The 18,706-nt window shown below is 56.3% G+C and carries 17 protein-coding genes and 1 tRNA gene; 14 read left to right on the forward strand and 4 right to left on the reverse strand.

Annotated elements, in window-relative coordinates; genetic code table 11:
• Positions 1-4 precede the first annotated feature (4 nt).
• The 7 genes from G1C95_RS02100 (at position 5) to G1C95_RS02130 (ending at position 8,027) form a co-directional block, all read left to right on the forward strand.
• Positions 5-1,609, forward strand: coding sequence for a L,D-transpeptidase (locus tag G1C95_RS02100; RefSeq protein WP_169171267.1), 1,605 nt, complete (start codon positions 5-7; stop codon positions 1,607-1,609).
• A gap of 152 nt (positions 1,610-1,761) precedes the next feature.
• Positions 1,762-3,261, forward strand: coding sequence for a Fe-S cluster assembly protein SufB (sufB, locus tag G1C95_RS02105; RefSeq protein WP_277348154.1), 1,500 nt, complete (start codon positions 1,762-1,764; stop codon positions 3,259-3,261).
• Between the two features lies 1 nt (position 3,262).
• Positions 3,263-4,486 (forward strand): Fe-S cluster assembly protein SufD, encoded by a 1,224-nt coding sequence (gene sufD, locus G1C95_RS02110; protein WP_169171268.1) that lies wholly within the window; start codon positions 3,263-3,265, stop codon positions 4,484-4,486.
• A 20-nt stretch (positions 4,487-4,506) separates the two neighbouring features.
• The gene (gene sufC / locus G1C95_RS02115) at positions 4,507-5,286 is read left to right on the forward strand and encodes a Fe-S cluster assembly ATPase SufC (RefSeq protein WP_169171269.1); all 780 of its coding nucleotides are present in this window, start codon (positions 4,507-4,509) and stop codon (positions 5,284-5,286) included.
• 212 nt (positions 5,287-5,498) lie between these two features.
• Positions 5,499-6,770 (forward strand): cysteine desulfurase, encoded by a 1,272-nt coding sequence (locus G1C95_RS02120; protein ID WP_169171512.1) that lies wholly within the window; start codon positions 5,499-5,501, stop codon positions 6,768-6,770.
• Between the two features lie 40 nt (positions 6,771-6,810).
• Positions 6,811-7,371, forward strand: coding sequence for a Fe-S cluster assembly sulfur transfer protein SufU (gene sufU, locus G1C95_RS02125; protein WP_169171270.1), 561 nt, complete (start codon positions 6,811-6,813; stop codon positions 7,369-7,371).
• Positions 7,372-7,442: 71 nt separating this feature from the next.
• Positions 7,443-8,027 (forward strand): metal-sulfur cluster assembly factor, encoded by a 585-nt coding sequence (locus tag G1C95_RS02130; RefSeq protein WP_169171271.1) that lies wholly within the window; start codon positions 7,443-7,445, stop codon positions 8,025-8,027.
• A gap of 117 nt (positions 8,028-8,144) precedes the next feature.
• On the opposite strand, the gene glgC is transcribed toward G1C95_RS02130, so the two are convergent.
• The 3 genes from glgC to G1C95_RS02145 all read right to left on the reverse strand — a co-directional run bounded on the left by glgC (position 8,145) and on the right by G1C95_RS02145 (position 10,697).
• The gene (glgC, locus tag G1C95_RS02135; RefSeq protein WP_169171272.1) at positions 8,145-9,392 is read right to left on the reverse strand and encodes a glucose-1-phosphate adenylyltransferase; all 1,248 of its coding nucleotides are present in this window, start codon (positions 9,390-9,392) and stop codon (positions 8,145-8,147) included.
• A 212-nt stretch (positions 9,393-9,604) separates the two neighbouring features.
• Positions 9,605-10,498, reverse strand: a complete 894-nt coding sequence (locus tag G1C95_RS02140) for a TrmH family RNA methyltransferase (protein ID WP_169171273.1) — start codon at positions 10,496-10,498, stop codon at positions 9,605-9,607.
• 111 nt (positions 10,499-10,609) lie between these two features.
• Positions 10,610-10,697 (reverse strand) — tRNA-Leu (locus G1C95_RS02145).
• Between the two features lie 381 nt (positions 10,698-11,078).
• Here G1C95_RS02145 and G1C95_RS02150 point away from each other — a divergent pair.
• From G1C95_RS02150 to era, 6 genes are all read left to right on the forward strand, one after another.
• Positions 11,079-11,876 (forward strand): 16S rRNA (uracil(1498)-N(3))-methyltransferase, encoded by a 798-nt coding sequence (locus G1C95_RS02150; protein ID WP_169171274.1) that lies wholly within the window; start codon positions 11,079-11,081, stop codon positions 11,874-11,876.
• A gap of 98 nt (positions 11,877-11,974) precedes the next feature.
• Positions 11,975-12,313, forward strand: coding sequence for a histidine triad nucleotide-binding protein (locus G1C95_RS02155; protein WP_169171275.1), 339 nt, complete (start codon positions 11,975-11,977; stop codon positions 12,311-12,313).
• A gap of 15 nt (positions 12,314-12,328) precedes the next feature.
• The gene (locus tag G1C95_RS02160) at positions 12,329-13,477 is read left to right on the forward strand and encodes a PhoH family protein (RefSeq protein WP_169171276.1); all 1,149 of its coding nucleotides are present in this window, start codon (positions 12,329-12,331) and stop codon (positions 13,475-13,477) included.
• The gene (gene ybeY / locus G1C95_RS02165) at positions 13,467-14,027 is read left to right on the forward strand and encodes an rRNA maturation RNase YbeY (RefSeq protein ID WP_169171277.1); all 561 of its coding nucleotides are present in this window, start codon (positions 13,467-13,469) and stop codon (positions 14,025-14,027) included. The genes G1C95_RS02160 and ybeY overlap by 11 nt, the downstream gene beginning before the upstream one ends.
• Positions 14,028-14,032: 5 nt before the next feature.
• Positions 14,033-15,472 carry a hemolysin family protein gene (locus tag G1C95_RS02170; protein WP_169171278.1) on the forward strand — a complete coding sequence of 480 codons (1,440 nt, stop codon included), beginning with the start codon at positions 14,033-14,035 and terminating at the stop codon, positions 15,470-15,472.
• 1 nt (position 15,473) lies between these two features.
• Positions 15,474-16,460, forward strand: coding sequence for a GTPase Era (era, locus tag G1C95_RS02175; protein ID WP_169171279.1), 987 nt, complete (start codon positions 15,474-15,476; stop codon positions 16,458-16,460).
• Here era and G1C95_RS02180 read toward each other — a convergent pair.
• A complete protein-coding gene (locus G1C95_RS02180) occupies positions 16,457-17,074 on the reverse strand; it encodes a TetR/AcrR family transcriptional regulator (protein ID WP_169171280.1) in 618 nt (205 codons plus the stop codon). The two genes, era and G1C95_RS02180, sit on opposite strands and share 4 nt — an antisense overlap.
• 193 nt (positions 17,075-17,267) lie before the next feature.
• Between G1C95_RS02180 and G1C95_RS02185 the strand changes: the two genes are divergently transcribed.
• Positions 17,268-18,407, forward strand: coding sequence for a YhgE/Pip domain-containing protein (locus G1C95_RS02185; protein WP_169171281.1), 1,140 nt, complete (start codon positions 17,268-17,270; stop codon positions 18,405-18,407).
• The last annotated feature ends 299 nt before the right edge of the window (positions 18,408-18,706 follow it).

An 18,706-nucleotide genomic window follows, 5' to 3' on the forward strand; every position in this document is an offset into this window, starting at 1 on the left:
AGCTATGACCAACGACAACGCGGATTTCACGCAGTCTTTCGACGGCGCGCAAACCGAGGTCTTCAACCCGCTGAATGACGGCGGCGATCCGATCGAGGATTTCGGCAAGGAGTCGATCGCCTTGAAGAAGAAGCGCATAGTATGGCCTTGGATAGTGTTGGCCAGCGTACTGGTGGCACTTGCCGCCGCCTGCGCGGGAGGAATCTGGTTCTTCCAGTCGCACGCTCTGCCGGGCGTTGAGTTGTGGGGACATTCCATGACGGGCAAGTCCAAGCAGCAGATTGCTTCGCTGATTGACGAACAGGTAAACAACACTGAAGTGCCTGTGACCTACGAAGATAAGACGGATTCGTTCACGCTGAAGGACCTTGGCATTAGCATCGACGCCGAATCCATCGCCGACAAGGTGATGAACGCCAAGCGCGACACCGTATGGTATCAGCGTTATCTGCCGTGGGAGAAAAATAACGTGGTTACGGCTTCGGTGGCTGATACGGCCGACAGCAACGCCATCGACACCAAGCTCGGCATCAGCAACCAGCAGCCCGCGGTGGATGCACAAGTGAACTTGAATGCCGATCAGAACGGTTTTGACGTGGTTCCCATGACGTTGGGCCAAGGTGCTGATGCGCAACCGGTGGCCAAGGAAGCCGAACGTGTCATCCAGTCCCTTGGCACCGAACAACCCAAGACCGTCACTGTCACGCTTAAGGAAACCAAGCCCGTCATCACCGATGACGTAGCCAACGCCGCCAAGGCAACTCTGGACAGTCTGGTTGCGGCGAATATTCAGATCACCATCGGCGATCACGGCATTGCCACGTTCGATGCCCCTGCATTGGCCGCATCGATGACCATCAACGCCAACCAGGAAGCACCGTTGAACGACGGGGAAACCCGTAACGGCTATGTAGTGTTCAGCGCTGAAAAGCTGCAGCAGTACTACAACGATTCGATGAAGCCGAATCTGAAAACCGACCGTGAGGATCGCGACGTCATCGTCAATGGCAATGGCGAGGAAATCGGCGTCAACACTGAAGGCCATGATGGTGTCACCGTGGCAGATGGCGCCGATACGAATATCGGCACCGATGCGGCGGCTGTATTGGCCAAGGGATCCGGCTCGATTCAGGTGGAGGGCAAAGTCGATCCGATGCAGACGAAGACCACCAAGCGTCATGTGGTCGTGGATCTGTCGGATCACCATGTCTACGCCTACGAAAACGATCAGCTCGTCAAATCCATGTGGATGTCTGCCGGTGAGGGCAATGATCCGGTGACCGGCGAATGCATGGGAGATCTGTGCACCGGCGTTGGCGACTACAAGATCTGGCTGAAGTACGAATCGCAGGATATGTCCGGTAACCTGACCTTGTCCGACGGTTCCGTTTCGACTTGGGACGTTAAGGACGTAGGCTACGTCAATTACTTCTCTCAGTCCGGTTGCGCCATCCACCGCATCGCCACCAGCAGCTATTACGGCGACTCTGACCTCGCCGCGACGGGCGGCGGCAATACCTCCCACGGATGCGTGGGCATCGGCTGGGATGTAGCCCCCTGGTTCTACGACTGGTGCAAGATGGGCACCACTGTGCACGTGCAACTGTAACGTCCACAAAACACATGCATGCAAAACCGTCGTCCATCTGGGCGGCGGTTTTGTGTGTTCAAGCCCACAGCCAATATTTCGAACATGCGCTAGTGTGTCATACGAGGTTCTGTTAGGTTTGCGTAGGACCTTGTGAGTGATAGGAAGGCAGGATGGTGACCGATAACACAGCACCGAACGCCGCGGCTGACGTGGAGATGAGCCAGTATGTGGCTGATCGCACCCGCGTCAACGAGGATAAGATCAAACAGGACGACGAAATCATCAGCCAATTTGGCGATTATTCCTACGGTTGGCATGATTCCGATGCTGCTGGAGAGGCGGCGAAAAAGGGAATCAGTGAGGAAGTGGTACGCGCCATTTCCGCTGACAAGCACGAGCCCGAATGGATGCTTGAGAATCGTCTTAAGGGCTATCGCGACTTTATCGCCAAACCCATGCCGCAGTGGGGCGTGGATCTGAAGGATTTCGACGCGGACGATTTCAAGTATTATGTCAAGCCGATCGATAAGCAGGCCGCGACCTGGGAAGATTTGCCCGATGAGATTCGCGCCACCTACGACAAGCTCGGCATTCCTGAAGCCGAGAAGAACCGTCTGGTCTCCGGTGTGGCCGCCCAGTACGAGTCCGAAGTGATCTACAACTCCATTCAGGAAGATCTCAAGGCGCAGGGCGTGATTTTCGTGGATACCGACACCGCAGTGCAGCAGTATCCCGAGATTGTGCAGAAGTACTTCGGCAAGTGCATCCCCTCCGATGACAACAAGTTCTCGGCGCTGAACACCGCCGCATGGTCTGGCGGATCCTTCGTCTACGTGCCGAAGGGCGTGCATGTCGATATTCCGTTGCAGGCCTACTTCCGCATTAACACACCGAATATGGGTCAGTTCGAACGCACGTTGATTATCGCGGACGAAGGCTCGTACGTGCATTACGTCGAAGGCTGCACGGCGCCGATTTATTCCACCGATTCCCTGCATTCCGGTGTGGTGGAAATCTTCGTGGAGAAAAATGCCCGCGTGCGCTACACCACCGTGCAGAACTGGTCGAATAATGTCTACAATCTCGTCACCCAGCGTGCCTATGTGCGTGAGCACGGCACCATGGAATGGGTGGATGGCAACATCGGTTCCAAGGCCACGATGAAGTACCCGGCCTGCATCCTGGCGGAGCCGTACGCCAAGGCCAGCACCATGTCGCTTGGCTTTGCCGGCAAGGGTCAGTATCAGGACACTGGCGCGAAGATGATTCATCTTGCCCCGCACACTTCGTCGACCATCGTGGCCAAGTCCATTTCTCGTGGCGGTGGACGTTCCGCCTACCGCGGTCTGGTGAAGATCGTCAAGGGTGCTGAGGGGTCCTCGAATTCCACCGTGTGCGACGCACTGCTGGTCGACGAGTTCTCCCGCTCCGACACGTATCCGCATGTGGATGTGCGCGAGGATGATGTGTCGATGGCGCATGAGGCCACCGTCTCCAAGGTTTCCGAAGATCAGCTGTTCTATCTGATGAGCCGAGGATTGAATGAGGACGAGGCCATGGGCATGATCGTACGCGGTTTTGTGGAGCCCATCAGCCGCGAGCTGCCGATGGAATACGCGCTCGAACTCAACAGACTTGTGGAATTGCAGATGGAAGGATCAGTGGGCTGATATGGCACAGAACAAGGAAATCACGTTCCCCGTCGCGGATCCGAACAACCCCTACGCCATGCCGGCGGCCATGCCCTCATCTGTGGATCATGCCGCTCGCTCCTTCGCCGTGGACGACTTCCCCCAGCCGAACCGTAAGCAGGATGAATGGCGGTACACGCCCATCGAGCGCATCGACGAGTTCTTTGACACCTTCAAGCCTTCTGGCGCAACTGTTATTGAAGTGTCGATGATTGATGGTTCGGCACTTGCCGAGGGCATTACGCTATCTCAAGTCAAAATTGGCGATGGTCTCTCCGGATCCGTCAGCAAACCTTGCGATCGTGTTTCCGCAGTGGAATGGAATTCTGGTGCCACTGCCACGGTTCTGGAATTGCGCGGCGAAATCGCCCAACCGGTGCTGGTGCACGTGCATGGCGCGGGAATGGATCTTGACGCCTTCCACCTTGTGATCGCCGCAGCCGACAATACACACGCCGACGTGGTGGTGGAGCATGATGGTGAGGCTCGTCTGGCCGAAGGCGTGGAAATCACTACCGGCGCGAATTCGCATGTGTCGACCACATTTATTCAGGAATGGTCCGCCAATGCCAAACATGTGGCGAACCATCGCATCCATGTGGGCCGTAACGCTTCCCTGCGGCACTCCGTAGTCACCCTCGGCGGCGATATCGTGCGCATTCGCATGGATCAGGATTTCGGCGGCGAACAGGGCGATCTCAACATGCTCGGCATCTACTTCGTGGATCCCGGCGAGCATATCGAGCACCGTACGATGGTGGTGCATAACCACCCTGAGTGCAAGTCGCGTGTGGTGTACAAGGGCGCCCTCGATGGACAGGGTGCGCATTCCACATGGGTGGGCAATGCCCTCATCACCCCTAACGCCCCCGGCACCGACTCCTACGAACTCAACCGCAACCTCGTGCTCACGCCGGGTGCAATCGCCGATTCCGAGCCGAATCTTGAAATCGAAAACGGCAACATCATCGGAGCAGGCCATGCCTCCTCCGTCGGTCGTTTCGACGATGAGGAGCTGTTCTATCTGCAGTCGCGTGGCATCCCGGAAACCGAGGCCCGCAAACTGGTGGTGCGCGGCTTCTTCGGCGAGCTCGTCGAAGAAATCGGTATTCCCGCCATTTCCGAACATTTGATGGCAGTTATCGACCGTCGTCTGGCCCGCGGTGAAAGCGACGCCATGGCGCAGGTTCTCGAAGATAAGTAAACGTACTGAGGAGCAACATTATGTCCACTCTCGAAATCAAGGGCCTCGTCGCCCACGTCGAAACCAAGGATGGCATCAAGCCGATCCTCAAAGGTGTGAATCTGACCGTCAATTCCGGCGAAACCCACGCCATCATGGGTCCCAACGGTTCCGGCAAATCCACCCTCGCCTACACGCTGGCCGGTCACCCCAAGTATGTGGTTGATGACGGCGAAGTGCTGCTCGATGGTCAGGATATTCTCAAAATGACCCCTGACGAGCGTGCCAAGGCCGGCTTGTTCCTTGCCATGCAGTACCCGGTGGAAGTGCCGGGCGTATCCATGACGAACTTCCTGCGCACCGCCAAAACCGAAATCGACGGACAGGCTCCGGCCATCCGCCAGTGGACCAAAGATCTTTCCGCAGCCATGAAGCGCCTGAAAATGGATCCGAAGTTCGCCACCCGTTCCGTCAACGAAGGCTTCTCCGGCGGTGAGAAGAAGCGTGCCGAAGTGCTGCAGCTTGAGCTGCTCAAGCCGAAGTTCGCCATCCTCGACGAAACCGATTCAGGCCTTGACGTCGATGCCCTGCGCATTGTCTCCGAAGGTGTGAACCGAGCCAAGGAAGCCAACCAGTTCGGTATCCTCATGGTCACGCACTACACGCGCATCCTGAAGTACATCAAGCCGGATATCGTGCATGTGTTCGCCGACGGCCACTTCGTTAAGACTGGTGGCCCTGAGCTGGCCGATGAGCTGGAAGAAAACGGCTACGATCAGTACCTGCCCGAAGGTGCCGATTCCGAGTCCGCTCTGGCATAGCATCAGATGACGAAAAGAGCGGGGAGTTGAAATACCCGCTCTGGGTTGTAATCCATAGTTCCAGCGGTGTCCGCGGGGGTCTGGGATGTTCTATTCGCGACACGCTCCGGGCCGCTCTGGCCAAGTCTTTACGGTCGTGAATAGAACATCCCAGACCCCCGCTCCGTTGCGTAGGGGGCAACTGTAAACTGCAAGAGGAAGTGATGGCTAAAATGATTGATTTCGATAAGATCAGGGCTGAGTTTCCGATTCTGGATCAGCAGGTGCATGGACATCCGCTGGTGTATCTGGATTCGGCGGCAACCGCTCAAAAGCCGCAATGCGTAATCGATGCGGAGGCTGAGTTCTATCGCACGATTAATGCAGGTGTGCATCGTGGAGCTCACGAGCTGGCCGCTCGCGCCACAATGGCGTTCGAGGATGGACGCGCCAAAGTGGCACGCCTGGTTGGTGCCAATGCAGCCGAGGGCGAAGAGGAACTGGTGGTCACCGCTGGTGCCACTGCCGGCCTGAATCTGCTGGCCACGGCCTTTGGCAATGCATCGTTGGGACGTGGGGGACAGGCGGCCAAGCGTTTCGCTTTGCAGCCCGGTGATGAAATCGTTGTGTCGCGCGCCGAGCATCATTCGGTGTTGCTGCCCTTCCAGGAGTTGGCGTATCGCACTGGTGCCACATTCAAATGGCTTGACCTGACCGAGGATGGCCGTGTGCGCACCGACAATCTTGATGAAGTGATCACCGAACGCACCAAGGTGGTGGCCGTTACCCATGTGGGCAACACCACTGGCGCCATTACCGACATTGCTCCGATCATCGCCCGAGCTCACGCGGTAGGCGCATTGTTCATTCTTGACGCTTGTCAGTCCGTGCCTCATCTCAAGGTGGATTTCCACGCACTTGATGTGGATTTCGCTGCCTTCTCTGCACATAAGATGTATGGTCCGACCGGCGTTGGGTTCCTGTATGGCAAGCGCGAATTGCTTGAGGCGCTGCCTCCGGCCAATTTCGGTGGCTCGATGGTCGAATTGGCTTATATGGATCAGGAGGCCCAATATATGGCGCCTCCTGCCAGATTCGAAGCCGGCACGCAACCGGTTGCGCAGGTTGTGGCCGCAGGTGTGGCCGCCGAGTGGATGATGAACATCGGTTTGGATGCCATCGAGGAGCATGAGCGAGGCATCGCAGCCGAGTTGCTCAAACTCGGCGATATTGATGGCATCCGCATTCTTGGTCCGCGTGAGAACGTGAACCGAATCGGCACGGTGGCGTTTGATGTGGCTGGCGTGCATCCGCATGATGTTGGTCAATATATTGATGCGCAAGGTATCGCTATTCGTGTGGGTCACCACTGCGCACAGCCCATTCATCGTCATTTCGGTCTATATGCCTCCAATCGTGCCTCTTCGGGCGTCTACAACACCGTTGAGGATGCGCAAGCACTGGTCGAGGCTGCCAAGGGCATTCGTAAGTTCTTCGGGGCCTGAGCGCTTCGGAAGGCGTAACAGGGATACAAGGGAAGGTGTTATGAGCGATTTTGGCATGAGCAGCGACGAACTCGAACAAATGTATCAGGAGGTTATTCTTGAAGCCTCCAAAAACCCACATGGTAAGGAGCATTTCGCTCCCGATGCTGCCGTTGAACCTACGGGCGGTGTTGACTCGGCTCAGAGTGTGGTACGAGCCAGTCACGAATACTGCACTCCTGGCGAATCGCACCAGTTCAACCCGACCTGCGGCGACGAGGCGACCGTGCATGTGGAGATCTCCGATGAGGAACCACATATCATCAAGCGATTGGTGTGGGATGGCCACGGATGCTCGATTTCACAAGCCTCCCTGTCGGTTATGGTCGATCTGGTCAACGGCGCAAGCGTGGATGAAGCCATGGATCTGGAACACATCTTCCATCAGCTCATGCAATCACGCGGTGCTGGGCTAGACAATGAGGCGCTTGAGGATCGTCTTGGCGACGCCGTGGCGTTCCAAGGCGTATCGAAGTATCCGATGCGCATCAAATGCGCGCTGCTGGGATGGGAAGGCCTCAAGGATTCCATAGCAAAAGCGCTGGCTGCGAAGGAATCCTAGAAAAACCCGTGACAAACCACGCTTGTGGCGATACTGTTGTCACAACGTCTTTTGCAGATTTTGGAGTGAATATGAACGACAATCTTGTGCCTGAACCCACAGCTTCCGTGTTCGATGCCGTCAATGGCGTGCTGCAGGATGAGGAGGCGGCGCGCCGCGTGATGGCCAACCCGGCATTGGCCAAGGGCTTCCCGAATGGGCATCCCGTACAATCCACTGAGCATCAGGCTGGTGCATGTGGCTGCGGCGGCCATGGTGGTTCCGCATGCGGTTGCTCCGATGAGGCCGATGACAATCAGATTCCGCTGAAGGCCGTCGATGACATCGGCCGCGCCACCGCTCAGGATGTGCGTGAAGCGTTGCATCAGGTCATCGACCCTGAATTGGGTATTGATGTTATCGATCTTGGCTTGGTGTATGGCATTGAGATTGACGAGCTGGGTCGTGCCATCATTACCATGACGCTGACCACACCGGCATGCCCGCTCACCGATTTGATCGAGGATGAGTGCGCGTCCACCCTGGCTGGCCTAGTCGAGGAATTCCGCATCGATTGGACCTGGAATCCGCGCTGGACCACCGACCGCATCACTCCGGATGGACGTGATCAGCTTGCAGCACTCGGCTTCAATTTCGATAATCTGCCGAAGTACTAGAACGATTGTTATTCTGAACGGAATCGATTCCTTCGGCTTCGTTCAGAATAACTGTTTATGAAGAAGGCCTTCGCTCCTCAAGAGAGCGAAGGCCTTCTTCATAGAGTGGAGTTTTGATTAGTCTTCCACAATGGTGCCCTTGGGCACGACGGTGATGCCTTCCGGCGTCACCGTGAAGCCACGGGCAAGATCATGCTCGGTGTCGATGCCGACAGTGGAGTTTTCGGTCAGCACCACGTTCTTGTCAAGGATGGCCTTGTAGACGCGGGCGCGACGGTTGACGACCACACCATCGAACAGAATGGAGTCGACAACCTGTGCCCAGGAATGGATGCGCACGTTTGGGGAGAGCACGGAATGGTGCACTTCGCCGCCGGAGACGATGACGCCGGGGGAGACGATCGAGTCGGTGGCATGTCCCAGACGGTCGCGACCGGCGTGCACGAACTTGGCCGGCGGCAGGGTTCCGGAGTTCGTGTAAATCGGCCAGGCTTGGTTGTACAGGTTGAATTCGGGCACATAGGCAATCAGATCCATATGCGCATCGTAGAACTGCTTCAGCGTACCGACGTCGCGCCAGTAGGCGTGATCCTTTTCGGTGGAGCCGGGGATGACGTTCGAGTTGAAGTCATAGACGGCAGCCTCGCCACGGGAGGCGAAGTAGGGGGCGATGTCGCCACCCATGTCGTGCTTGGTGTCTGCCGCCTTCTCGTCTTTGGCCAGCGCATCGAACAGGGCATCGGTGTTGGCCACATAGTTGCCCATCGAAGCGAGGAAGGAATTCGGATCATCCGGCAGGCCAGCGCAAGTATCGGGCTTCTCAAGGAAGGTCTTGATCTGGTTCGGGTGTTCGGGATCGACATCGATTACGCCGAACTGGTTCGACTGCTCGATCGGCTGGCGGATACCGGCCACCGTGAATTCGGCACCGGATTCGATGTGCTGTTCGACCATCTGGCCGAAGTCCATGCGATACACGTGATCAGCACCCACGATCACCACAATGTCGGGCTGCACGTCCTCGATGATGTTGATGGTCTGGTAGATGGCATCAGCGGAACCGAGGTACCAATGTTTGCCCAAGCGCTGCTGCGCGGGCACAGGGGAGACATAGTTGCCCAACAGTGAGGAGAAACGCCACATCTGCGAAATGTGACGATCCAGTGAGTGGGACTTGTACTGGGTGAGCACGATGATATGACGGTAATCCGAGTTCACCAGATTACTCAACGGGAAATCGATAAGCCGGAATACTCCGCCGAACGGTACGGCCGGCTTGGCACGATCCCGTGTCAACGGCATCAGACGGGTTCCCTCACCGCCTGCCAGCACGATGGACAGAATCTTCTGCTTGTTCTTTGCCATATGATGCTCCTCTCGTAACATCATCTCAGAGCGTCTTTCGACACCGCACTTCACACCGAAGCATCATTGCCACAGTCACTTCACAATAATTGCAGATTTTTTGCGACATGCAAGGAACCTCGCCCCGCGTGGCGTGAACTTCACATGAATTTCGCATGGAACGCCTGTGTTAGCGGGCAAATTCAGGGCCACGCCAACATACCGACCATGTGTTATTGCGCGTCGTGCACGCGTGTCGCGTAGAAGGCGACGGCGCTGGAGGCCGCCACGTTAAGACTGTCGACTCCATGACTCATGGGGATTTTCACGGTCAGATCGGCACGGGCGATGGTGTGGCGGGACAGGCCGTCACCTTCGGTGCCGAAAATCAGTGCCAGTTTGTCGATATGGTCCGGTGCTGCAGGATCCGTGTCAAGACGTCGTGTGAGTTCAGCCAATGAGATCGAGTCATCTTCCAGCGCCATTGCCACAGTGGTGAAGCCCAGTGATTTGAGTTCGTCAATACCTTGGAACGGCCAGTAATGCTTGTTTTCGGTACCGTCCGGATTGTATCCGGTGATGCGCGTCCAAGGAATCTGGAACACCGTGCCCATCGACACGCGTGCGGCGCGGCGATACAGCGGATCCCCACAGGATGGCGTAACCAGTACGGCGTCCACGTCCAAGGCTGCGGCCGAACGCATCAGAGCACCAACATTGGTGTGATCCACGATGTTCTCCATCACTGCCACGCGGCGGGCGTTGCGGCACACTTCAGCCACTGAAGGCAATGTCCAGCGGCGCATGGCGCATAAGGCACCGCGATGCAGACGGTATCCGGTCAGACGCTTGAGCTGTTCGGGTGAGGCCACATAGACGGGCACTTGCGCCCCCCAGTGCTCATCGATGAAGGCGAAGGTGTCAGCCATGCCTTCAATCCACGGTTCTTCCACTAGGAGGGATAGTGGTTCGCGGCCAGCCGCCAGCGCACGATCAATGACCTTGGGGGATTCGGCTATGAACACGCCCTTGGCGGGCTCCAGACGGTTGCGCAGCTGCATTTCGGTGAGGTTCACATAGGCATCCACACGCGGATCATCGATGGTCTCAAGCTCAATGAACTGCATCTATTTCTCCCTTATGGTTCCCGGCTGCGTCTAACGCCGGGGTGCGGCTGGAACGCATGTGCATGCGCCAGATACAAAGAAAGGTTCCTGCTTTCGCAGGAACCTTGTCTGTGCCCGAGACGGGACTTGAACCCGTACGCCCGTTAAAAATAGGCACTAGCACCTCAAGCTAGCGCGTCTACCATTCCGCCACCCGGGCAGGTGTTGGTTGTTTTGAACAACGATGGATAACTATACTCATCATCACCCCCATTGCAAACTCGGCGTGTCGCGCGCCGATTTTCCTGCGGAAAATCACAAGCGCGCGACGCGAGGAGGAGAAGGCCCAGTGGGCCTTCGACGACGGAGCCATCCGTTGTCCGCGCCGATTTTCCTGCGGAAAATTATTAGCGCGCGACGCGAGCCACGGCCGGCCGCAATTCCGCCAGGAATTGCACAAGCCCGGCCGCGCGAGGAGGCCGAAGAGGAAGCCCAGCGGGCTTCCGTGCCGACGGAGCCATCCTTATTAACCAACCCCCACAAAACACAAGTTCCACCACCAACACAATCATTCGCTATCAATACGGTAGCCTTAAGAATCATGACAGACGCTCTTTTTCTCTTCGATCCGACCGTGGACAACGTGCCGGTAAACAGCGACGAGCTGCATGCCGGTTGGAAGCTCACGTTGCCGGCGCATATCCGCCAACATGCCATCAAGGCCATGCGCCTGACCGCCGGCGACAGTCTGCAACTATCCGACGGCAGGGGATTGCGCATTCAAGCGGTGCTTGCCGATCCGCAGGAGGGACTGGCTGAGGTGCGTCAGGTTGGACGCGAACCTGAGCCGCTTACTCGCCTCGCTCTGATTCAGGCGCTAGCCAAAACTGGGCATGACGAACAGGCCATTGATATGGCCACACAAATAGGTGTGGATGCCGTGCTACCTTGGCAGGCTGATCGCTCCATCGCCAAATGGAAACAGGGCCGTACCGACCGCAAATGGTCATCCGTGTTGGAATCCGCCACGGAGCAGTCGCGTCGAGCTTATAAGCCGCAACTGGGGGAGTGCGTGAACAGCAAGGAGATTGTGGCCATTTGCCGGCGCGCCTGCGTGCATGGTGATTTGGTGGTGGTGCTGCATCAGGACGCCACCGATACGTGGGCGGGTGTAGAAAATCGTGTGGCCGAATTGCAGGAACGCACACTTGCGGATGGCAAACCCCGCACCGTTTCCGTAGTGGTCGGCCCCGAAGGTGGCATCAGTGAGCAGGAGGTCGCCGATTTCACCAATGCCGGCGCGGTCAGCTGCGTGTTGGGTACGAATATTCTTCGGGCGGCTACGGCCGGCCCGGTGGCGCTTTCCTTGTTGAGCCGCGCATTGGGTAGGTACGAATAAGTCGAGAATGCGGCATTATTTGGTGAGTCATTGCGCGCACGGCGTAACGCCCACGCGCTAAGCTAAGTCATAGTCACACATCGATGAAGGAGTGAAGGATGAGCGAAGCGGACGATTGCCTGTTCTGCAAGATCATCGCGGGACAGATTCCGAGCACCAAGGTGTTCGAGGACGATACGACGTACGCATTCAAAGACATCAACCCCAAGGCCAAGGTGCATGTACTGGTGGTGCCCAAGCACCATTACGCCAATGTCGCCGAACTGGCTGCCGCCGATCCTGCTGAGTTGGCGCATATTGTCGCCGTCGCGCAGCATATCGCCGACGAATCCTTCCACGGCGCGTTCCGCTTGGTATTCAATACCGGGCTTGATGCCGGGCAAACCGTATTCCACGTGCATGCGCATGTGATGACGGGCGAGAAACTGGACGAATAGGAGACGAACCGGCAAGTGGCCACGACTACACGCACCATCACCATCCCGCAACAGCTTGATCCCGTTGCCGTATTCGGCCCGGTGGACGAAGTTATCCGCGAAGTGGAACGCGCGTTCCCCGAACTGACCATTCTTGTGAGGGGTAACCGGGTCGCCATCGTATCCAGATCCAAGCAGACCGAGGTGCAGGCCGCACAGGCTGAGGATTTGGTTAACACCCTTATTCAGGCTGCATATACCGCACCGATGGATGCCGACATGGTTCGACGCATGCTTGATCAAAACGTATTGAAGAATCATGTGCGCCTTGAACATCCAGGGCATGGGCCTGTGCATGACCGTTTTGTGCAATCGGCCGAACGCCAGTTGGCGCGGCCACGCACCGATGCCGAACACGATATGACGTATCGCAAGCCCAAAGTGCCCGGTGTGATCACATTTGCCGCCGGTATGCCGGTGCGCGCAAAAACTGCCGGACAAGTGGCTTATGTCAATGCGATTGAATCGCATACCATCACCTTCGGCATCGGGCCGGCAGGCACTGGCAAAACCTATCTGGCCGTGGCCAAGGCTGTACGTGCTTTTCAGGATCGACGGATTCGTCGCATCATTCTGACCAGGCCAGCGGTGGAGGCCGGCGAGAATCTTGGCTTTTTGCCAGGCACGTTGAACGACAAGGTTGATCCATATCTGCGCCCGTTATATGACGCACTCGGCGACATGCTTGGCCCCGACCAGCTCAAACGCTATATGGACGATGGCAGCATTGAAGTGGCACCGCTCGCCTATATGCGTGGCCGCACGCTTAATGATGCCTTCGTGATTCTCGACGAAGCGCAGAACACTACCGAGCAACAGATGAAGATGTTCCTGACCAGGCTCGGCTTCAACACCACCATGGTGATCACCGGCGATATTTCGCAGGTTGATCTTGCCGTGCCCCGTTCCGGACTGGCCACTATCGAACGCATTCTTGGCACCATCGATGACATCGCATTCGTACATCTGAACGCTGATGATGTGGTACGCCACCAGCTGGTTGGAAAAATCGTTGCGGCATACGACCGCCATGCCGCCATTGCGGGAGACCACCGCGATATTGAGCGTAATGGGCGTCGACGCCAGGAAACCGCAACAAGCACGAGGAGCGACGATGAGCGTTGACGTAACCAACGAAACCGCGTGGACCATCGATCCAAAGATTTTCTCCGATCTGGGCATCTGGGTGCTCGATCAGATGCGCGTGTCCACCCAATCCGATCTGACGATCATGTTTGTGGATCCCGAACCCATCGCCGAACTGCATATGCGTTGGATGAATCTTGAAGGCCCCACTGATGTGATGAGCTTCCCGATGGATGAACTTCGTCCAGGAGACGGCAAAACCGTGATGGAAGGCGTGCTTGGCGACTTGGTGATCTGCCCGTGGGTTGCGGCCCAGCAAGCTGCCTCCGCAGGCCATGGCATCATGCAGGAAATGATGCTGCTGACCATTCATGGCATACTGCATCTGCTTGGCTACGACCATGTGACTCCCGAGCAGGAGCGTCAGATGTTCGGGCTGCAACGCCAACTGCTGTTGACATTCTTTGCCGTGCGCCACGACACCGGATATGAAGCGTCATTGCCGGCTGGCACGCCGGATGCGCTGGCCATCTATGATGCCGCGCACGGTGCCGGTCGTGACCTTGATTCCCAACATAAGGACCAATAACCACTATGGAGTATTCCAGTACCACGCTAATCGCACTAACCATTGTTCTCGTCGCCGTAGCCGGACTGTTCGTCTGGTTTTCACTCACTATGGCGGCATCGGAAGGCGCGGTTGCCCGCGTCACTCGCGCCAGTCTGAATAATCTCATTCTTGAGGTGCAAACCGATTCGGAGTCCAGCCAATTCCTCAAGATGAAGAAAATCGACAAAATCCACCGCGTGCAGCGGTTGATTGCCGATCGATATGCCACCGCTGGCTCCTGCGCGTTCTTCCGCATCGCCTGTAATGTGCTGGATGGCGTATTGGTGGCAGCCATTGCCTCATTGTGGGGCGCTCCACTGTGGGCGGAGCTGCTTGCCGGATTCTTCGTCGCCATTGTGATAGCTGTTGTTTCCGTGCTGGTGCGTCCTCGTTCCGCTGGTATGGCCAAGCCGGTGGATATTATGATCGCCCATTGCGGCGCGGTAAGTCTGGCCTGCAAGGTCACGCCGTTCGCACGCATCGGTGGCGAAAGAAATGGCACGAAGGGCTCAGCCCGCCGTGGCAGGGGTGCCGATCTGTCCGATGACGAGGAGCTGGAGAAAATCCAGCTTGAGCAGGGCAAGGCGGCCATCGATCGTTTGGTGGAATCCAACGAGTTCGATCCGGAAGTCTCCGAAATGCTGCGCAACGTGCTGACGCTTTCCGACACGTTGACACGTGAGATCATGGTGCCGCGCACTGACATGATCTGCATGGAGCGTGACACGACGCTTGCCGCAGCGCTTAAACTGTTCTCCCGCTCGGGTTTCTCTCGTGTGCCGGTGATTGGCGAAGACGTGGACGATCTGATTGGCGTGGCGTATCTGAAGGATGCCGTGCGTGCCACAGCCTTCAATCCCGCCGCCATGGAGCGCAGTGTCGAATCGATTGTGCGAGATCCGCTGCTGGTACCTGAATCCAAGCCTGTGGATGACTTGTTCCATGAAATGCAACGGTCGCGCCAACATGTGGCTGTGGTCGTTGATGAATACGGCGGCATAGCTGGTTTGGTGACCATCGAAGACACCATCGAGCAGATTGTCGGCGAGCTGGAGGATGAACACGATCGCACCCAGCACTGTGAGCCGGAAAAAATCGGCGATAACAAGTGGAGGATGCCGGCGCGCACACCAATCGCCGATTTGGAGGAACTGTTCGAAATCGATATCGACGAAGACGATGTGGACACTGTCTATGGCCTGCTGACGAAGCTGATCGGCCGGGTGCCCATCGTCGGCGCCTCCGCCGTAACTCGTGGCATCAAGCTTACCGCCGTGGATTCTGCGGGGCGTCGTAAGAAAGTGTCCACCATCGTGGCCGAGCCCGCGCACGTCGAGGGCGACGGGGAAGATGAAACCTCTAAGACAACCCAGGATGACACCACAGACAAGGCCGAATCAGCTGATGACGGCGACAAGGAGTGATATGAGCGAGGAAACCATCGATTCGAACACCGCAACCGCCGGTTTGCAGCCATACCGTTCCGGCTTCGTGGCCGTGGTGGGCCGACCGAACGTGGGCAAGTCCACGTTGATTAATGCGTTGATCGGCAAGCAGATTGCCATCGCATCCTCGCGCCCTGAAACCACGCGTAAGGCCATTCGCGGCATTCTGACCACCGACAACGCCCAGCTGGTGTTGGTCGATACTCCTGGTATTCACCGCCCGCGCACACTGCTCGGACAGCGCTTGAACGATGTGGTGGATGAGTCCCTGTCCGATGTGGACATGGTGGCTTTCCTGCTGCCCGCTGATCAGCAGATTGGCCCTGGCGACAAACGTATTTTGTCGCGACTGCGCTCCGATTTCGCCACCAAACAGGACGATGGCTCGTTCACTTGGCGTATCCCGCTGATTGCCATTGTCACTAAAATCGATGAGTTGGGTCGTGAGCAACTGATTAATAAGCTCATCGAAATCAACGAATTCGCAGACTTTACGGATATTGTGCCGGTTTCGGCGTTGAAGCATGACAATCTCGCCGAAGTGCGCAACGTGCTGATCGAGCACACGCCCGAAGGTCCGCAAATGTATCCCGAGGATCAGATTTCTGAGGAACGCCCCCAGGAGACCATTGCCGAGCTGATTCGCGGCGCATTCCTGGAAACTCTTGATGACGAACTGCCACATTCGCTGGCCGTGGTCGTGGACTCCATCGACTATCCCGAAGACAACGACACCGGTGCTACCTATGATGGCAAGGCACAGGTAAATGTGTCAGTGTACGTGGAGCGCGATTCGCAAAAGCCGATCATCATCGGCAAGGGCGCTTCGAATCTTACCTACGTTAAGAAGAAGCTCAGGACTCCCGTCAACCGCATCGTCGGTTGCAAAGCCAGACTTGACCTGCACGTCAAAGTCGCCAAAAGCTGGCAGTCGGATCCTAAGCAGTTGGAGAAACTAGGATTTTAGTTTTGAGTCCGCTCTGGTAGTGCACCATCAGCAGCCAGAGCGGACATCACCATATTGGGCAGCATGCCTCGTAACATGCTGGCGGATTGTGTGCGCAACAATTCAGGCAACGCAATATCTTCCGACCGATCAGCCCGATAAGAAAACAACGACATGAAGATGCCAAGCGCCACTTCAACTGAAAGCCGCGAATTGACTGACATGGCCTGTTCGTCAATATTCAGGATGGCAAACCACGCGTCCCTAATGCTGTCGCGCACCATCGCACGCATACGTGGGGAACTATGCTCGCTAGCCGCAAGACACAAATGCTCGACTCGCTCGCTAAGAGCCGAATCATCAGCCAGCCGTGCAAGAGCTTCATCAGATCCGGTGACCCCATGCAACACAGCAGAGACGAGATCCTGTGGAATGGCATGGGCTAATGCATCTTCAGCTAATTCATCCATGCCAGTGTAGTGATAATAAAACGTGTTATGGTTCACACCAGCACGTCTGGTGATTTCTTTCATCGAGATTTCAGCATAAGGATGTTTTCTCAGCAGATCCCAAAACGCTTGTTCCATACGTTCTCTTGCGCTGGGAAGCTTCGAGTCCTTTCTCGGGCGTGCCATGGTGACATCCTTTCTATGCCGACTCCGGTCGGTTCGCAGCGAGTAACCAAAACCAAAGCAAGACCACTCGAAATTAGAGAAATTATCTGGTTTCTTCCGTTTTCATACCAATCAACCTTTCATATCATAACCTTTGGTTTCAGCTGAACCACGGAATCAATACATACCGAAACCAAGGGAAAGCCAGGAGTTCATGGAACAGCAAACAGCACACACCGTTAAACGGATACGCGGATACGCGATGCCTTTCGCGGTAATCATCGGTGTGATGTGCATGATGATGCTTATTTTCTACCCAATGATGCATTTGGAAGTCAAAGGACTTCCAGTTGCCATCGTCTCATTGGACGAAGGCGTCGAAACCCCACAGGCTACTGTCAATGCAGGCGAAACCATGGCCGAGCAGCTAGTCTCGGCCAATGATGCCTCCGCAACGATGGTCTGGACACGACTGGATAGCGAATCCGAGCTTGATGCCGCGATTGACAATAACGAATACTATGCTGCCGTCGTCATTCCTAAGGACTTCAGTGCACAACAGATGCAGGCAAAGCTCAATCCCGATGATGAGGCGGCAGTGCCGACGCTGCGCGTCATCATCGACAACGGCAAAAGCCCCATCGCCGCCAATCTGCTCAAGCAGGCACTGCCCACAGCCTTGGGCAAAAGTGGTGCCACAGTGAATGTCGAAACCGTGCACGAAGGCGTTTCTGGCAACTCCGAATCCACGTCGTCTGCGTTGCCTATCGGTGTGATGATGACACAGAATATGGTTATTGCGCCGCTGTTCATCATGAGCTTCATCGGCGCATTACTGGTTTCGCGCGCTGTCAAGATGAGCTTTGCGGACAACCGCATCACAAGAATATGCCATATCGGTATGCAGCTGGCTTTGGCACTTGCAGTATCGCTGGTTGCGGCTCTGGCAGTCGATTGCATATCAGCAGTCGTATCCGGCGGTTGGATGCCTGCGGCGGCAATTCCCTTTATGTGGATGGCCAGCCTGTGCGTGATGCTCGTCGGCCTGGGATTGTTCGACCTGTGCCTGCCACTTGGCGTGTTGTGCGGTGCAGTGACACTTGGAGCCGGACTGTCCACCGGCATGTTCCCCTACGAGATGCTGCCTCAGTTCTGGAAGGATTGGATCTACCCGTGGGCACCGCAGCATTTCATTGGCGACGGCGTGCGCGCCATACTTTATAACAACCATGGTGCATGGAACATCGGTAGCGCTCCGTTGCTAGTAATCGGCGTAGTCGGACTGGTCTTGCTGTGTGTAGCAGTAATTCTGCCTGCCATCAGCAAACAAACACTATCGAAAATTCAACTGTAGCTGCTAATCGATTTGGCCGGTTGCGTTGTGCTGAGAACAGCTCAACGCAACCGGCCAATCCTATGTCTGTAAACACACTGTTGATGATGATGCATGAAGCTGACAGATTATGCGGCGCAAACGACAGGTTATGCAGTGTAAGGGAAGCGCCGTTCCATCGCAACAGTTCAACGACGCAATATAAAACCTTGCAATAGCAACGTTTTTCGATGATGGTTGACGTGATCATACATATCATGCATGGCTGATAATGCATACGATGCATTGGTTCGAAGCCTCGGTATTTTCCACAATGGAAT

The sequence above is a fragment of the Bifidobacterium oedipodis genome (assembly GCF_012932425.1).
GTDB lineage: Bacteria > Actinomycetota > Actinomycetes > Actinomycetales > Bifidobacteriaceae > Bifidobacterium > Bifidobacterium oedipodis.

Bases quoted from the DNA above. Each gene is read 5' to 3' on its own strand.
- ybeY (WP_169171277.1), top strand. From the start codon at position 13,467: ATGAGCGTTGACGTAACCAACGAAACCGCGTGGACCATCGATCCAAAG.
- glgC (WP_169171272.1), bottom strand. From the start codon at position 9,392: ATGGCAAAGAACAAGCAGAAGATTCTGTCCATCGTGCTGGCAGGCGGT.
- sufU (WP_169171270.1), top strand. From the start codon at position 6,811: ATGAGCGATTTTGGCATGAGCAGCGACGAACTCGAACAAATGTATCAG.
- G1C95_RS02170 (WP_169171278.1), top strand. From the start codon at position 14,033: ATGGAGTATTCCAGTACCACGCTAATCGCACTAACCATTGTTCTCGTC.
- era (WP_169171279.1), top strand. From the start codon at position 15,474: ATGAGCGAGGAAACCATCGATTCGAACACCGCAACCGCCGGTTTGCAG.
- G1C95_RS02185 (WP_169171281.1), top strand. From the start codon at position 17,268: ATGGAACAGCAAACAGCACACACCGTTAAACGGATACGCGGATACGCG.
- G1C95_RS02180 (WP_169171280.1), bottom strand. From the start codon at position 17,074: ATGGCACGCCCGAGAAAGGACTCGAAGCTTCCCAGCGCAAGAGAACGT.
- sufB (WP_277348154.1), top strand. From the start codon at position 1,762: ATGGTGACCGATAACACAGCACCGAACGCCGCGGCTGACGTGGAGATG.
- G1C95_RS02120 (WP_169171512.1), top strand. From the start codon at position 5,499: ATGATTGATTTCGATAAGATCAGGGCTGAGTTTCCGATTCTGGATCAG.
- G1C95_RS02140 (WP_169171273.1), bottom strand. From the start codon at position 10,498: ATGCAGTTCATTGAGCTTGAGACCATCGATGATCCGCGTGTGGATGCC.
- sufD (WP_169171268.1), top strand. From the start codon at position 3,263: ATGGCACAGAACAAGGAAATCACGTTCCCCGTCGCGGATCCGAACAAC.
- G1C95_RS02155 (WP_169171275.1), top strand. From the start codon at position 11,975: ATGAGCGAAGCGGACGATTGCCTGTTCTGCAAGATCATCGCGGGACAG.
- sufC (WP_169171269.1), top strand. From the start codon at position 4,507: ATGTCCACTCTCGAAATCAAGGGCCTCGTCGCCCACGTCGAAACCAAG.
- G1C95_RS02130 (WP_169171271.1), top strand. From the start codon at position 7,443: ATGAACGACAATCTTGTGCCTGAACCCACAGCTTCCGTGTTCGATGCC.
- G1C95_RS02100 (WP_169171267.1), top strand. From the start codon at position 5: ATGACCAACGACAACGCGGATTTCACGCAGTCTTTCGACGGCGCGCAA.
- G1C95_RS02150 (WP_169171274.1), top strand. From the start codon at position 11,079: ATGACAGACGCTCTTTTTCTCTTCGATCCGACCGTGGACAACGTGCCG.